The sequence below is a fragment of the Oleiphilus sp. HI0067 genome (assembly GCF_001635735.1).
Genome location: NZ_LWFI01001565.1, coordinates 1 through 16,322, shown reverse-complemented (window position 1 = coordinate 16,322; position 16,322 = coordinate 1). Strand labels below are relative to the sequence as shown.

Annotated in this window: 12 protein-coding genes; 4 read left to right on the top strand and 8 right to left on the bottom strand. The window is 44.9% G+C overall.

The genetic code is table 11. From position 1 onward, the window contains the following. A partial coding sequence (locus tag A3739_RS25560) for a DUF748 domain-containing protein (RefSeq protein ID WP_156502834.1) occupies positions 1-1,824 on the top strand: 1,824 nt, incomplete at its 5' end. Between the two features lie 945 nt (positions 1,825-2,769). Here the strand turns inward: A3739_RS25560 and A3739_RS25555 are convergent. Both A3739_RS25555 and A3739_RS25550 read right to left on the bottom strand, forming a co-directional pair. After that, a complete protein-coding gene (locus A3739_RS25555) occupies positions 2,770-3,582 on the bottom strand; it encodes an SDR family oxidoreductase (RefSeq protein WP_068502544.1) in 813 nt (270 codons plus the stop codon). Positions 3,583-3,937: 355 nt separating this feature from the next. Beyond that, positions 3,938-5,851 (bottom strand): PhoX family phosphatase, encoded by a 1,914-nt coding sequence (locus A3739_RS25550; protein WP_068483246.1) that lies wholly within the window; start codon positions 5,849-5,851, stop codon positions 3,938-3,940. Positions 5,852-6,043: 192 nt separating this feature from the next. Here A3739_RS25550 and A3739_RS25545 point away from each other — a divergent pair, with 192 nt between their 5' ends. Further along, positions 6,044-7,375 (top strand): DASH family cryptochrome, encoded by a 1,332-nt coding sequence (locus A3739_RS25545; protein ID WP_068483249.1) that lies wholly within the window; start codon positions 6,044-6,046, stop codon positions 7,373-7,375. 584 nt (positions 7,376-7,959) lie between these two features. On the opposite strand, the gene A3739_RS25540 is transcribed toward A3739_RS25545, so the two are convergent. The 6 genes from A3739_RS25540 to A3739_RS25520 form a co-directional block, all read right to left on the bottom strand. Next, entirely contained in the window at positions 7,960-8,400 is a 441-nt protein-coding gene (locus tag A3739_RS25540) for a VOC family protein (protein ID WP_068479461.1), read from the bottom strand. A 148-nt stretch (positions 8,401-8,548) separates the two neighbouring features. Then, the gene (locus A3739_RS25535) at positions 8,549-9,478 is read right to left on the bottom strand and encodes a hypothetical protein (RefSeq protein ID WP_068479464.1); all 930 of its coding nucleotides are present in this window, start codon (positions 9,476-9,478) and stop codon (positions 8,549-8,551) included. Between the two features lie 266 nt (positions 9,479-9,744). Continuing rightward, complete coding sequence (locus tag A3739_RS25530) at positions 9,745-10,890, bottom strand: HDOD domain-containing protein (RefSeq protein WP_068483251.1); 1,146 nt, start codon at positions 10,888-10,890, stop codon at positions 9,745-9,747. Positions 10,891-10,901: 11 nt separating this feature from the next. Next, positions 10,902-11,267: a response regulator gene (locus A3739_RS25525; protein ID WP_156493627.1), complete on the bottom strand. Its 366-nt coding sequence runs from the start codon at positions 11,265-11,267 to the stop codon at positions 10,902-10,904. Positions 11,268-11,305: 38 nt separating this feature from the next. Next, positions 11,306-11,428, bottom strand: a complete 123-nt coding sequence (locus tag A3739_RS31210) for a hypothetical protein (RefSeq protein ID WP_255375068.1) — start codon at positions 11,426-11,428, stop codon at positions 11,306-11,308. 12 nt (positions 11,429-11,440) lie between these two features. Next, the gene (locus A3739_RS25520) at positions 11,441-13,327 is read right to left on the bottom strand and encodes an MHYT domain-containing protein (protein ID WP_082878612.1); all 1,887 of its coding nucleotides are present in this window, start codon (positions 13,325-13,327) and stop codon (positions 11,441-11,443) included. Positions 13,328-13,470: 143 nt separating this feature from the next. Here A3739_RS25520 and A3739_RS25515 point away from each other — a divergent pair, with 143 nt between their 5' ends. Then, positions 13,471-13,722, top strand: coding sequence for a hypothetical protein (locus tag A3739_RS25515; RefSeq protein ID WP_068476078.1), 252 nt, complete (start codon positions 13,471-13,473; stop codon positions 13,720-13,722). A gap of 123 nt (positions 13,723-13,845) precedes the next feature. Continuing rightward, positions 13,846-16,322: VCBS domain-containing protein (locus A3739_RS25510; RefSeq protein ID WP_068503237.1), on the top strand; the 2,477-nt coding region annotated here is incomplete at its 3' end.

The window sequence follows — 16,322 nt, the reverse complement described above, 5'->3', positions numbered from 1 at the left end:
GCGCTGAATCTAGACACCGACTTTGATTTCCATTCTTCAGATGAAGGATTGTCAGGCAAGGCATCATTTTCATCGTCCCTCGCAGAGCTGCAAACAAAAGCTTTTGCATATCTTGCCAAAGATTTTACCTCACGAGCCGAGGGAGCCATTAGCTATGAAATTAATGGTCAACTATCTCTTGATAAAGCGCAGAATTTGACGCTTGAATTAACGAACACAAATGTCGTTTTAGAGAATGTCACCTTGAATATTGATCCCTTCATTATTCGAGAAAGCTCTTTAAACATCTCAACATCTGAGCTGTCATTGGGCCGCTCATCCGAAGGCGTATTGAACTCAAATGGCATCGTTAGCCTAGAGGGCGAAGACTTAGAACTCGGCCCCAGCAATAACAAGGACATACTTATTGCTATTAACGCACTAAGCATTCCAAGCATTGACTATGAACTAAAAGACTCGGCGCTAAGCATAGGACAAATTGCGTCTATTACCGTAAGAAAACTACTCGCTTCTAAAGTGATTCAAACCAACGAGAACGAACAAAAGATAGATCCCACACCTCTGCTTACACTTAATTCGATTCATGTTGATCAACTTTACCTAAACCCAAATAACCTGAGTATTGAGACAATCGAGCTCGAGGGGCTAAACGCCAATGTATTTGTCGATGCAGAGCAGAATGTCTCTAACCTTGTAACAGTTCATCAAGAAGCCCACGAGCAAGTTGAAAAAGCAGATGCAGAAAAGGCAGATGTGCAAAATGAAGTAGCTGAACAAGAACAAATTCAAGAACCAAACGCGCAATCAGTTGAGCAGCCAGCAGAACAAGAAGCCTTTGGTTTTTCTTTATCCAAATTTGCCCTGAAAGATCAGGGGATGGTGAACTTTATCTATGAAGGGGTAACACCATCATTTAAACAGAGCTTAAATATCGACAAACTCACTCTGGCAAAACTTGATAGCACAACGCCAGACAGCTTTGCTCAGCTTCATGCTATGTTCACAGCTGGCCAATACACATCAGCAGAAATCAAAAGCGAACTTGCTCCGTTTAAGGACAAAACCAATCTCAGCTTAGAAATGAATCTCAAAGAGTTTTCACTTCCTAAGATCTCGCCATTTATCCGGACTGCTGCAGGTTTTGATATGTCTGCAGGGCAACTCGACTCAGAAACAAAAGTCTCTGTTGTAGATGACGAAATTGACGGCACGGTCGACCTTCATATTCGCGGTTTAGAAATCGATAACGCCGGCGATGTTCACTCTGGCAGCATTGCAGAGCAAACATTCATTCCATTGAATCTGGCGCTTAGCTCTTTAGAAGATAGTAACGGACGCATTGAGCTGGACATCCCTCTCAAAGGCAACGTCAACAACCCCGACTTTGGTTTAAATGGTTTTATTAATTTAGTCGCACAGCGTGCCGCACTTGCCGCTTCGCAAAGCTATTTAATTAACACCTTTGTGCCTTACGCAAATATCGTAACCCTCACTACCATCGCAGGAAGTTACGCCTTAAAACCTCGCGTAGAACCTTTATATTTTGATGAAGGCGAAGTTGAATTAGACGAAGAGCAAAAAGCCTTTGCAGACAAGCTGGATGCTTTACTTAACGACAAAGAAGACATCCATATTGGAATATGCGGGTTTGCTCTGTCAGACGAAGATGACGAAAACCCAAAAGCACTTGCGAATCAGCGAGCAGAGAATCTCAAACAATATTTAGTCAACGAAAAGAAACTTGCCTCATCGAGGATTTTGATTTGTAAATCGAAGGTTGATACCCGAGAGGATGCTAAAGCGAGAGTTGAGTTTACTTTTTAGTTTTACGTTATTAGTTGGTCGGCGGCGACCGAAGTCTTTGGTTTTTTTCAGGTTTCGACCTAAGGGTCGAGTTAAGGGCTTAGCCTGAGCTGCACCTAGGGCAACTTACCCTTTCAAGACAAACAGTTTCTGTATTAATTAATTTATTACTCGATTTTCTTACTACTATTCTTGTCGGCTGCGGCCGACAGCGCCTTAAGACCTTTGACGCCAAAGGTCTTAAGAATCTAAACGCGCCCAAGCTCTCGAGGCCTTCGGCTTCACTCAAACTCTTGTTTCAATCGGCGCTGCGGGACTCGCCTTCGGCTCAAACAGTCCTCGCGTATTTCCGATTGTAACGATCAAGTTTTCGTCTCTCGTGACGGGGGATTGTTGCAAGACCAAGACTTTGTTTGTTTCCCAGATTTATCGAAGCGGTATCTGCCTTTTCGTAGGATGAGTGACGCCAGTTAAAAATGGAGTAAGCGAGGACTGTTCGACGACTGCGAAGCGGGCTAGACAAGGTGAATTGCAAAGCAAGAGAAGGTGGCCTGGGCCATCCGCAGCGCCATTTTTAACCAGTCACGAATGTACCCGCAGGGCCGAAGAGCAGGTACGCATTTCTTTGGTTCTTTCTTGTGCGAGCAAGAAAGAACATAAAACGATTATAAACGATAAATTTCAGATCAATAAAAGCTTAAGAAAATAAGAATTCACCAAATCAAAACCGGAAAAAAACCAATTTTTTAACCCTTGTAAGGGGGATTACGCCCTCCGGACGATGTGACTACGCCCCCTACGCCCCTAAAATGAGAACCATCAAAAGGCGTTACAGAAAAGATTCAGGCCCTTTTCTATAAAGCCTTTCATCTTCTTAAAGATTTAAAAGTTTCTACGCCCGCTGTCGAATAGGCCTCGACAGCGGGCTTTTTATTTTCCGACGTTCTATTTCTTTGTTTGCTGCCCCTATCGCGCTTCTCGCTCTAGATAAAACTGCTTTGCTTTCGCGCCTTTTTTCATCAACGCAGGCTTAAGTGCTCTGCGAATTCCCGGAAATAAATATCCAAAGGTCGTGAGAATCGCTGAAGAACCGGGTATCGAACGTTCGCGCTTTCCGTCTTGCGCACAAGCCAATACTGCCTCGGCAATTTCAGCTGCGGTACTCATAGGTTGAGAAAAAACCAGATCAGGCACTTCTTCGATATGCCCCATAATAAATCCTGTGTCAATCGGCCCTGGCGAAACCAAAGAAACAGTCACAGCAGTTTCATTCAATTCTTCTGCTAGCGCTAATGAGAAGGCTCGAAGTGCAAATTTACTGCATGAGTAAGTCGCTTCTCCTTCTAAGGGAATGCGCCCTGCTAGCGAAGCAACATTCACCACTGCCGCACTAGGTGCTTTGAGTAAATATGGCAAAGCTAATTTCGTGAGGCGAATAGGTCCTTTAAGATTGATATCAATAGTCTGATCCATTTCGTCTAAACCTGCTTCGGCGACATCTCCTCGGCCATGAAAACCAGCATTGTTTACCAACACATCAATACGTCCGAATTCGGCAACGCTCTGTTCAATTAAACTTTCACAGTCCTCACGCTTAGCAACATCGGTTGGTACAGCAATCGCTCCATTGCCGAGCTCTTTAGCCAAAGACTTGATGGTGTCTTTGGAGCGAGCAGCAAGCACGACCTTAGCGCCCTGCTTGGCGAATTGACGTGCACACTCCTCCCCTACACCTGCTGACGCGCCTGTGACGATAACTACCTGATCCTGAAATTGCATGATGAACCTCGCTTGATTTGTTCTTATTAGACCCAAAGTAAGCTCGGATGGGCTAATTAGTCTTCGCTATAAGGAAGCTTTTGGATTTGTTTTGATACTAACGAAGTGGGGGTTAGAGTGCCAGCCAATCCCCCATCCAGGATGACGAGCATTAAGCTTTATTCAAGATTATTGCCAAAGACTGAGCGGGCGGAGCGAACGAATCAAAGTAAATTGCGAAGTAAGAGAGAGTAGCCTGGACATAGTTAAGGGTCTTGTCATTACAAGCCCCTTAACAAGGCCATCAGGACGAAACTGAAAGATCCGGCCAAAAAGCCCTCTTCCTTGAGGGCACATCCGTGTAACTCATACCTGATTAAGAACCAATAATTCCGCCGTCCTTGCGGGTAATCACTAAGGTACAGTCACGTGGTATTAACCCACTACCTGTTGGCGCAGGGAAGTTCGTAGAACTTGGATCACCATTTCCTGGGTGCTGTATGTTTACGAAAGCAGTTCGACGATCAGGCGTTAGAGTAAAGCCTGTAATTTCATCACTATTTACTCCAACCAAAAGACGTTTTGGCTGAGGAATTTCCCCATCATCGAGGTCCTTAGTTGTATCAAAGATTGTCAACTGATCCTGCAAACCTTGTGGCTGACCTCCATCTGTGCCGATAAATAAACGACCATCTTCATCCGCATATGCTGCATCTGGAGATGAGAATGCAATCTCTTCATTCACAGTATCTGAAGCAAGAATATAAATATCCCAAGAGAAACTACCGGAACCATTGTCCGTCGTACGAATAATATGGCCATTAGAGTTTGGTGCTTCAGGGTTTGCCGCGTTTGGTTCAGTTCGACGAGAGTTATTAGTGAGCGTCCAGAAGACCTCTCCATTTTTGCCTATCGTCGTCCACTCTGGACGATCCATAGGCGTTGCACCAACAATATCTGCCGCAATGCGCGTGTTGATTAACAACTCAGCCATATCATTAAAACGAGCCGCTAGAGCTGGAACATCCATAGACAATTCTAACCAGTCCCCAGAGCCATCCTCGTTAAAACGAGCAACATACAAAGTACCTTCGTCTAGCGGGCTCTTGCCATCAGCAATTGCATGTTCCCATGCCATCGATGACTCAAACTTGTAGCAATAATCGAAGCGTTGGTCATCGCCCATGTAACAAGCAACGCGACCGTCATCTAGCTCTTTAATCGCAATAGCTTCGTGCTTGAAACGACCAAGTGCAGTGCGCTTAACAGGTTTTTGCGTGCCATCGAATGGATCGATCTCAACAATCCAACCAAAGCGATTTGCCTCATTCACGTAGTCTTCGTCATTCAAATCAAAACGCTTATCAAATGCGTACCATGCATAACCAAAACCAAATTGATTAAAACCATAACGCGCTCGTTCTTCTGTTGGTGTCACTTCACTGATAGAGCCAAAGTAACCATTGAAGTTTTCTTCACAAGTCAGATACGTACCCCATGGCGTGTACCCGGCACCACAGTTGTTCACAGTGCCAAGTGCAATATTACCTGCTGGGTTTTGTAATAATGGAGAATCCGCCGCTGGCCCAGAGAACTGCACTGGCGTATTAACGGTAATACGGCGCGTATTTTTGCTTTTAACTGTGCGCCATTGGCCTCTCCAATTGCGCTTAATCTTCAAGACAGAAACGCCATGTATATTCTGCGACAAACGCACATCTTCCAAGTTCTCTGGAAGATCTTTCCCTAATGCGTGCGTATTCGTTCCGTACTCGTGATTAATACACAGCATTCCCGCATCGTTACGCATAGGGTAATGCTTTCCGTAACGGCTCGCTCGTTTGAAATCCATTGGGAAGAACCACATACCATCGTGACCAAGACCTGTCTGAAGTGCTGCTTCTTTTGAACTTGGACGTGAATTAGGGTCACCCTCATAGGCTGATGTAGCACCTGGTTCGATCGGTGTACCCCAAGGAATCAAAACTTGATACTCATAGTCTTTTGAAATCGTAGGCATCGTTGTATCAATAACATCCGCGATTTCTACTGGTCTAAAGCCGACCAATTCTTGGTTTTTCTTTGGTTTTTGCCAGCCCCAACCGGCTTGTGCAGCTGGCGCCAAAAATGCTGCAGTAGAACCAGCAAGCGTACCAGCAACAACTTTTCGACGACTCACATATGCATCAAGAACTGAAGCAAACGGACGGTTGTCAGATGGATTTGAAGAAAGATCATCAGGATCTTGGAAACCTGCTACTACGTTTTCAATGTTATTTTCTTGTGTCATATCGATAGCTCCTAGCTGATTAACAAACCTCAGATTCGAGAGATTTGATCAACACACTAAAACCGATGAATGACACTTAAGTGGCAATTGTTTTAAGCTTTTTTGTCAGTTTTATTTCTACAGATGTCACATCAACGCAAAGCCAATTTTGTTTACCTAACGTATATCTTGACGCAAAGCAAAGGAGTAGAAATGACGAACGCGACTGGGTTAGTTTGGTTAAGTGAAGATCTCAGATTACACGACAATCCCTTGATTGAACGTGCGGCAAATGAGTGCCAAGAACTTATATTTTGTTATTTCGTAGATCCAAGCGAACTGAAAAGAGACATATATGGCTGCCAGCCGCTGGGCATTCATCGGCGCCAATTCTTGGCCGAATCACTGCTCATTATGCATGACCGTTTGAAAGAGCTTGGTCAAACGCTAAATGTTTTCTTAGCTAGACCAATTCCTTCGATCGAGTCTATCTGCTCCAATCTTCCAATTACTCACGTGTATCGCTCAACACCCGTCGCGTTTAATGAATCGCAATCGTGGGCACAGCTAAAATCCATGCTGCCTGATGTGAATATGATTAGCGTAGAGACACGGTGTCTATTTAGTGCAGCAGAAATCGAATTTCAGGCAGATAGTTTTCCGGCGACCTTCAGTAAATTCAGACGTTTGGCCGAGCGATTAAACGTCCGAGTTCCTAATGGTGAGATTCGATCGTTACCACCAAGCCTATCGCTGCTGGCCTTCAATTTTGATCGATTGATTCTCGACCCTTGGGTGTTGAACAAACAGCCGATTGCGCGAGGCGGGGAAGATGCTGCACTCGATCACTTGCATGACTATTTTTCTAGCAAGGCTGCAAACACATACAAGCAAACAAGAAACGCCTTCGATGGTTGGGAGAACTCATCGAAATGGTCGTTCTGGCTAGCCAATGGCACCTTATCCGTTAAACAAGCAGCGCAAGCACTCAAAGAATTCCAAGTTGTTCATGGTGAAAATGAAGATAACGGGTGGCTGATGTTCGAGTTGCTGTGGCGGGAATACTTTCAATGGTATGCACGCGCCTTCAACAAGCGCGTGTTTTTAGTCGATGGTTTATTCGATCAAGAGAAACGAAAGCTTAGAGGCACTTTTTATCCTCAACGCTTCAAGCAATGGTGCGCAGGCAATACACCCTATCCAATCGTCAACGCCTGTATGCGGCAACTAAACGCGACGGGATACATGAGCAATCGTGGGAGACAAATTGTCGCATCCGCGTTAATAAATGAATTGGGTTTAGATTGGCGATGTGGCGCGTCTTACTTCGAGCAACAACTGATCGATTACGATCCCGCTTCAAACTGGGGGAATTGGCAATATATTGCGGGCGTTGGTGCTGATCCAAGAGGAGGCCGCCAGTTCAACTTAAAAAAACAAACGCAAATGTATGATCCCAATGGAGAGTTCATAGCGAAATGGACGGATAGCGATGAGAATCATCGATTGGATTATACCGATGCTGCGGATTGGCCTATTTTATGATTTGTTTCGGTTTTGGCCAAAAAGCCACTTCTGCATTTGGTTCTGCCTTACAAAATCTTTCGTTGATTCGAGATTAATCGCTTCTAATCTTTTTATGTTCTTTCTTGCTCGCACAAGAAAGAACCAAAGAAATGCGTACCTGCTCTTCGGCCCTGCGGGTACATTCGTGACTGGATAAAATAAACAGGAATTCGTCGAGGATTGTTTGAGCCGAAGGCGAGTCCCGCAGACGCTGTTTATTTTTGAGCAACGAATGACCCCAAAGGGCATGTCAGTGGGGCTGATTAGGATTGTTAAGGGGCTTGTCAGCACAAGTCCCTTAACTCGACCTTTAGGTCGAAACCTAAAAATGCAGAGGCGCTGTCGGCCGCCGCCGACAAGAATAGTAGTAAGAAAATCGAATAATAAATTAACTACACAGAACTACTATTACAGAAGCTATTTATATACAGGGAGAAAATGCCTAAGCCGGGGCTTAGGATAAGCCCTTAACTCAACCTTTAGGTCAAAACCTAGAGAAGCCTAGCCAAAGAAATCAAACTCAAAATAGTTGGCTATTAGGACAAAACCTAAAACTCAACCAACTACCATTCCCCTATATTCTCCATGCTCACCCATGGTTCTTGAGGCTCTAGCGAACCACCTTTTTGAAGCAATTCAACACTAATTCCGTCAGGTGAGCGAATGAAAGCCATATGGCCATCACGAGGTGGACGATTAATGGTCACTCCCATATCCGCTAGGTGCTGACAGGTCGCGTAAATATCATCGACACGATACGCCACGTGTCCAAAGTTTCGACCACCGCTGTATTCTTCTGGGTCCCAGTTATAGGTTAGCTCTAGCTCTGGAGCTTTGACTGCATGCGCTCGTTCTTCATCATCGGGAGCCGCTAAATAAATCAGTGTAAAGCGCCCTGCTTCGCTCTCATAACGACGCATTTCGATGAGCCCAAGACCATCACAGAAGAATTTCAGTGACGCATCGACATCACTTACACGAATCATGGTATGAAGAAATTGCATCATAGCTCCTTAACTTGATTGATAACGAATTTGAATAGGAAGAGTACTAAAAAGAGGTAAAGAGACAAGTTTTGTTTTGTAAGAAATCCAATAAAAAAGGCAGAGTAAAACTACTCTGCCTTTCACGTTCACTCGATCTTGCCTGCGGCTATTTTAGCTTGTAGTAAGTTGGTACAAGACTAGATAAATCGTTGATTGATGCAACACGCTTAAATACGGGACTATCTAAGTCTTTATCAGGGAAGAACCCGAGCATAATCTCAAGCTCACCACCTTCTGATAATTTGTTTATCCAATCCCCTTCTAACACACCTGCATTTTTTGCTTGAATACGATCAAAAGGAATCAAATCACCACCGTTTACACGAATACCAATACCAGCAAGATTCTCATCAATGTCTGAAGAGCTGTTCACTTCAAGCTTTTCTGAGGTCAGAGTTAGCCATACTTGAGAATAAAAATCGCCATCACCCATTTGCATAGTAGGCGTTTTTAAAACAAGCGCACCCTGTTCCTGATAACTGGTACCTAAAGACCACAATTTTAGACGCACCGGAAGATCTTTTTTACTCACATTCAATGCGTTCTTTGTAAGATCTTTCTTTGGTTTTTCAGCTTTTACAGGAACCTTAGCTTTAGCAACCTTTTCTTGAAGTTTAGGTTTAGACTTCGGCTCAGGCTTCGCTTTTTGTTCTGGCTTATAAGCTTGCTTTTGCTGATCTGCAACAACAGGTACATCAACAGGTTTCTCTTCGGTTTTCTGTTCTGCACTAGATTCAGCATCTTCTTTCACTGCTGCAGATACGGTGTCGGCTGACGGATTTTTACTGGCCGAAGGCTCTTTATCTGCTGAAGGCTCTTTATTAACTGCAAGCTCTTTATCTGCTGTAGGCTCTAATTCAACTGGGTTTGAATTCGCAGCCTGCTGCTCAGCGCTCGCTGGGTTTGATTCTGTTTGCTCCGCAGGTGGAGCATCAATATTTTCATCCACGGCAGGGTTACTTGCACAGCCGATCATGGTCAAGGCTGATAACACGATTACGGGCAAGCCTGAGCTAAGTGGTTTAATTAAGTTCATGGGACACTCTCGTCTTAAAGCTCATTTATTTTTGTCTTACTTTAATTTGAGTGTAGCGTGCGATCAGAAAGTAACCAGACAATCCGTCATATCAAACGTCAACGCTTGTAAAAAGCTAGAAACTTGCGAGATACCTAAGCCTTTGAAAATGGGGTAAGAGTACTTTTACTCTGCCCCCCCGATATTGAGATAGCTAGGCGTTTGAGTCGCTGATGGGGTTCATCATCCACACACAATATTTTTGGTAGGTTCTCATCCATGATTTATCATGCCCTCAATCGCTCTGCCTGCTCTTTCCACTCAGGCAATTTATCTGCAATACAAAGAGAGCTCACAACCTCCTCATGAATATCACGGCCTCTCGCGAGATGTCGAGCGATATGAATAATGATGGGCAATGTGGAACAAGAGCTGATACTTTGTTCATATTGACGACCAATCAATACCGCATTAAAAATCTCAGCAGAAAAACCCCACATGAGTAACAAATAGGCACCAATCTGAGCATCCGCAAGACCAAACATTTCAAGTTCAATTTGTTCGATTTCAGCCTCATTGGCATAAGCAATTTTGTCAAGATAGTCTTGCGCTTTGTCGGGGAAGGCTTGTAGTAAAGCGCCCTGTCCTAAATCACTTAATAGACCAGCAAGCTTCGCTTCAGAGACTAAGCTTTCGTCTATGGTTTCAGCTACTTCTGCCGCCATTTTACTGATCACAAAACTTTCTTTGGTGACCTTATCAACATTCAAAAATGGCGAGCTCGTTGCCAAGAAATAGGTTTCAGCGAACAAGACAAATTCACTGACCATTTCGACGCCTAAACGCACGACAGCGGCTTGCACATCTGTGGTTTCACCACCTCTTGAAAATAAGGCCGAATTGGTGACTTGCAGTACTTTCGTTGTCAGTGCGGCATCTTCACTGATCACTTTAGCAACGTCTTCAAGGTCAGCGCGTTGTTGAATGAAGGTTTGAATTTGGGCATAGACACGAGGAGGACTAGGTAGCGAACTAATGCCGCAAATAAGTGTGCGCATTTCACGACTTGGCATCGACTCAAGTGCATTTTCAATCAAGCTAAGAATGTGCAGCAAAGCATCACGGTCGAAGGGCTTATCTAACCATCGATGAGAAATAAAACTGCTTCGCAACGCGGCCGCTTGATCGGCTTGCCCAGACAGAACAATACGCACTGTATCAGGGTAGCTCGTCTCGATTTTTGACAGTAACTCTTCGCCATCCATGCCGGGCATACGCATGTCTGAGACAAGGATGTCATAAGGTTCATCTGCAAAAAGACCGAGTGCTTTTTGTCCAGAATCGGCTGTATCAATCTCCCAATCAGAATCAAATAGAGCGCGCTGGATGCCGTCTAATATCATTTGCTCGTCATCGACAAATAAAATGCGCATCGCAAGCGTTCCTAGTTAAATCGTTTCTCTTTTTCGACCTCTTGAAGCACCTGCAACAAGTAGGTGGGATCACAAGGTTTATCGAGCCAACGGTGCGCCAATTCACCATCTGCAACACCTAAACTTTGATCAGCATGACCAGACATAATGATGCGTGTAATCTCCGGATCTAGTTCTTTAACCTCTCGCAAAAGTCGATCTCCTGTCATTGCGGGCATTGCCATGTCGGTCACCACTACATCAAAATGACGCTTACCCAATTTAATCAATGCTTCGGGTCCACTTAGGGCGTAATCGATATACCAATCTGAATCTCGCAAATTGCGCTCTAATGCGCTGATAATCATCCGTTCGTCATCTACAAATAGAATATCCATCGTTTCAATCTCACCTTTGAGCACTCATTAATAAGAGCTTATATTTCAGACTCTTGTTCGTCTTGTGTGGTGGGTAACGTCGGAATGAATGTCGTTCCCTCACCTTCTTTTGATTTGATATCAATCGATCCTCGATGCTTTTCAACAATCACCGAATACACAATATTGAGGCCTTACCCTGTTCCTTTGCCAACAACCTTAGTCGTAAAAAATGGTTCAAAAACTTTTTCTTGGTTTTCTTTTGAAATTCCGCAGCCATTGTCTGTCACTTTTAGCGTTAAGACTTTTCCTTCTGTTTTTGCAGACACGAGGATACGCCCAAGCCCTGCACTGTTTTCTTTTACTCGTCGCTCTTCAATGGCATGCGCTGCATTCACCACTAAATTCAAAATAACCTGATTAAACTCATCGAGAATCAAAGAAATAGGGCCGACATGCGGGTCAACATCCAAGTCTAAATCCGCGACATACTTCCACTCATTTCGGCAAATAGTGATGGTTGATTCCAAGGCTTCTAGCAAATCCACTTGTGAGAATTCACCGTCACTTGCATGTGAAAAAGATTTCATTGCGCGAACGATTTTCGTGACACGGCCTAAGCCTTCTGCCGACTGATCAATCGACTTTGGAATTTCTTCGCGAATAAAGTCGAACTTGGCTTTTTTGAGCATTTTTTCGAGCTCTTGGACTTGTTCCTTGCTGTTGTCATCACAACAATTCGCGACCACTTGCCGATACATCTCAGTCGCCTGCATGACATGCCCAACCGCTTTTTTCAAAAAGCTCATATTGTCGGAGACATATTGGATTGGCGTATTAATCTCGTGTGCGATACCGGCGGCAAGTTGACCGATAGACTCAAGTTTTTGCGCTTGTCTCAGTTGTTGCTCCATCTGCGTCCGTACCGTGATATCGCGAATCATCGAAACGTAATGGATACTCTCATCGAAGTACAAACGCGAAAAAACCGCCTCATAATAACGTGGGCCATCATCGTTGTAGGTCGAAAACTCGAGCGTTAAACCACTGACGCCTTTTGCGAGATTTGAATGCTCCCAGTCTTGGAGCTCTTCGAGACTACCAATCTCAGGCATCAATTGAACGATATGCTTTTGTTCTAAGGGGCTGTGCTGCGCGCCAAAAAGGCGCTGAGCAGACACGTTATATGTCGTAACATTCCCATCACTATCCAAAACGAGCAAGGCATCAGCCAAGGCACTAATAACCGCATTCTCACGCTGTTCCGAAGCCATGGCTGCTTTTTGAGCTTGATCCAACTTCGTGCCGAGCATAAAAACGATGATCAAGGCTGTTAAGAACAGCAAGACATCGACAATCACAATCCAAGATAGCAAAGTGTGTTCGTGATCTGAATGGTCTGGGATGACGATAGAAGGATCGAGATAAAACTCGGTTGCGAGCATAGCGGTATAATGCATCCCCGAGACGGACAAACCGATCAGTACAGAGGCGACAAGTCGTTTTAACGTTGCACTACTCGTCTCATCGTTTTGCCAAACCCGCACATAAAGCGCCAAAAGCGCAAATACGTAAGCCATCACTATCGACAGAACAAACCACGTTGGGTCATAACGAAGAACCAAGTCCTCGTAATGCATGGCTTCCATACCAAGGTAATGCATGGCGCCAATGCCCAAGGCCAAGCATAGAGCCCCGACCTGCATAGAACGCAGATCGAAGCGACGAGCTGCATATAACCTCAGATAAAAGTAAGCACCAATACAAGCGGGTAGAACAGAGATAATTGTGATCACGACGCTCATGTGCATGTGATACGGCAGCTGAAACGCATACATTCCCGTAAAATGCATGGACCAAACACCTAAGCCCATTGTTCCAGAGGCTAGCGCTAGCCAAGCTGCACCTTTGTTATGGCTATGATCTGAGTCGGCATTATCTCGCCACAAACGCTCGACGATCATTAGCATCGCAAACGCTGCTGTTGCCGCAATAATCAACGAGAACAGTACGACTGAATAATCGTAGCTCCCCTCTGTTAGTACAAAACCCTTCTGCGAAAGGTCTTTAAACCGCCACACGCCGCTTTATCCTCAAGCAACAATTTGGCATGAATATAGTCGACAATCTGAGTTTTTCTTGCCTAGACAAAAGACCGCGGCAAGGCCTATTATCGACACAAGCGATATAGCAAAGCTGACGTCATTTATCGGAGCACATTTCTATGGCACGACAATCACCGTTCGAAACTGCCTATATCAACGATCCTAAAATGGAACGTTGCTTTCAGCGTATTTTTGTTAAACAGAGACGATTTTGTTCACCTGATACTGGCAAACCCGAAGTCAGTAAATTACCGAGTTTTATCCTGATTGAAGGAGGATTTATGATCCTCCATGAAGAGGCTTTTCAAGAAGATCTCAAAGATGCGTGGAAGTCTTATGATCAAAGCGGTGATGATGACGAAAAACCCTAGAATAAACCACAGAATTCAAAAACCATACCTCCCGTATTTTGTTTATTATTTACACAAAAAAGCCGAACTTTAGACTATAGTTATTAGATGTTTTCATAATTGAAACTTAGCTAGGCGGTTCGTGTGGCCGCCGGTTACGGAGGAAATATCTACGTGTTTACCGTTGTATCTATCTCTGGCCCCATTTTTTATGTCGACAAGTTCGGACAGCACGTCCAACTAAGAATCGGAGACAAAGTTTCAGAAGACACTCTTCTAAACAGCCCTGACGGAAATCAGGTAGTGCTTCGTTCCCCTGCTGGCGATACCCTGAGCTTTATCGTCAAAGAGCCGCAACTAGTCAGCCATTTTTCCAACACGCTACCTGATCAATCACCAGATCAATTTGATCCTTCAATCAATTCCTCAGACAGCAGCATTAGCACGAGTATTCGTGCAGACGCCAAAGAATCATCTCAGAAAGTAGATATAGAAAACAAAGAAGACACGAAAAACGCGCAAGCTCAATCAGATGGACATCACCACGATACACCGGCAGTTGTCGCAAGAACCAACTTAGAGATCGACAACCATACAGACACATCTGTTTTCTCATCAAGAAGTCTCGCTTCATTCGGCTCCGAACAAGACGATGCCCTAAGCAACACAATCAACGCGCAACACAATCAATTACTAGCAAATTCTTCTGTACACCAAGATCTGCCTATTTCAATTACTGGAGTTTTTGATGGTTCAGTAAGCGAAGACAACCAAGTTTCTGCAAGCGGCCAACTTTCAATTGCTGGCGGCCCAGGCTCTTTCGCTTCGCAAAGTTACCAAGGTCAATACGGTACTCTAACTATCGCACCATCAGGTCAATGGGAGTATCGCCTGAATTCTGGTGCAACAAACGTCGATGCACTGACTGACGGACAACTGGTTTCAGAGCACTTCGACATTCACGCACAAAACGCAGGTGGTGTTGATTTTGCACATGGCTTAGATATCGAAATTACTGGCACAAATGATACCGCCCAAATTACCGATGCAAAGGTCGGAGATGTCACAGAAGATTCGCAACTTAACTCGCGTGGCCAGTTAACAATTAGCGACAAGGATGCCGGAGAAGATCACTTCAGCGCTGGAGATATTCAAGGCGCTTACGGCACACTCCACCTTCAGCAAGATGGAAGCTGGACATACAGCCTCGAGAATCAGCATCCTGATATCCAGGCAATGAACGCGGGCAGCATGATGACAGACACACTCATTGTGCATGCAGCTGATGGCGAGCCTCATCGAATTAATATCCAAATTAACGGCACAAATGATACAGCTGTCATCGGCGGTACAGACTCAAGCAATGTCACTGAAGAGAGCGTCTTACAAGCACAGGGACAGCTTACTATTCAAGATATCGACACTGGCGAGTCCTACTTTCAAGATGGAGACCTGCAAGGCCAATATGGCACCCTACATCTTCAAAAAGATGGTTCTTGGACCTATGACCTTAATAATCAAAACCCGACGGTACAAGCTCTAGGTCAAGGTAAACAGACTACCGACACCATTACCGTAACATCCGCCGACGGCACTAATCATGAAGTAAGAATCACCGTTCAAGGCACAAATGACGTTGCAGTTGTTACTGACTCAGGCGGCCACGGTGTAAAGGAGGACACTAACGTTCAAGGCAATGATCTTGTTGCGACGGGCCAGCTAGCCGTTACAGATACTGATAGTGGCGAAGCCTTCTTCCAAAAAGAAGCGATCACGGGTCAATATGGCACCTTCGCGATCGATAAAGATGGTAGTTGGCAGTTTACAGCAGACAATACTCAAACCGCCATTCAGAGCCTTGCAGCCGGACAACACATCACCGACTCTGCGACAGTGACGACCGCCGATGGCACCAAGCACGACATTGTGGTGACCATAACCGGTACCACAGATCATCCACGAATACACATTCATCCTGCCGATGCGATCGGCACAACAATTGAAGATCAAACCCCCTCTTCGAGCGGCACCCTTTCGGCAATCGCGGTTGACCAGACTACTTTATTGACCTGGTCACTTGACCACACCTCAGGAAAGTACGGATCAATATCAATCGATCCTCAAACCGGTCAATGGAGCTATGATTTAGGACAAGGGACAAGCAATCAGGCGCAACTTACGCAAGCCTTGCATGAAGGTGAAAAACACATCGAAATGTTTGTGGCGACCGTTACCGATTCACACGGTACAACCAGCACACAGGCTATCATCGTCCATGTTCAAGGCACCAATGATGCTCCAGTTTTAAATACGATTACCGCTCAAACAGCCACCGAGGGTGATAGCACTAAGACCACAGGTGTGCTTACCGGTTCGGATATTGATACGAATGACCAACTTACCTTTAGTGCACCGAATGTAGATGGTTTTGTACTAAAGCAAGATGGTAGCTATAGCTTCGACCCAAACCACGGTAGTTATAACCATTTGACGCAAGGCGATGTACAAACCATCACCATCCCTGTGACAGTAACTGACCTAGCTGGCGCGACTGATACCAAGAATCTTGTCATCACCCTAACGGGCACAAATGACGCGCCGGTATTACAGCAAATCCAAGC

Bases quoted from the DNA above. Each gene is read 5' to 3' on its own strand.
- A3739_RS25555 (WP_068502544.1), bottom strand. From the start codon at position 3,582: ATGCAATTTCAGGATCAGGTAGTTATCGTCACAGGCGCGTCAGCAGGT.
- A3739_RS25550 (WP_068483246.1), bottom strand. From the start codon at position 5,851: ATGACACAAGAAAATAACATTGAAAACGTAGTAGCAGGTTTCCAAGAT.
- A3739_RS25545 (WP_068483249.1), top strand. From the start codon at position 6,044: ATGACGAACGCGACTGGGTTAGTTTGGTTAAGTGAAGATCTCAGATTA.
- A3739_RS25540 (WP_068479461.1), bottom strand. From the start codon at position 8,400: ATGCAATTTCTTCATACCATGATTCGTGTAAGTGATGTCGATGCGTCA.
- A3739_RS25535 (WP_068479464.1), bottom strand. From the start codon at position 9,478: ATGAACTTAATTAAACCACTTAGCTCAGGCTTGCCCGTAATCGTGTTA.
- A3739_RS25530 (WP_068483251.1), bottom strand. From the start codon at position 10,890: ATGCGCATTTTATTTGTCGATGACGAGCAAATGATATTAGACGGCATC.
- A3739_RS25525 (WP_156493627.1), bottom strand. From the start codon at position 11,267: ATGGATATTCTATTTGTAGATGACGAACGGATGATTATCAGCGCATTA.
- A3739_RS25515 (WP_068476078.1), top strand. From the start codon at position 13,471: ATGGCACGACAATCACCGTTCGAAACTGCCTATATCAACGATCCTAAA.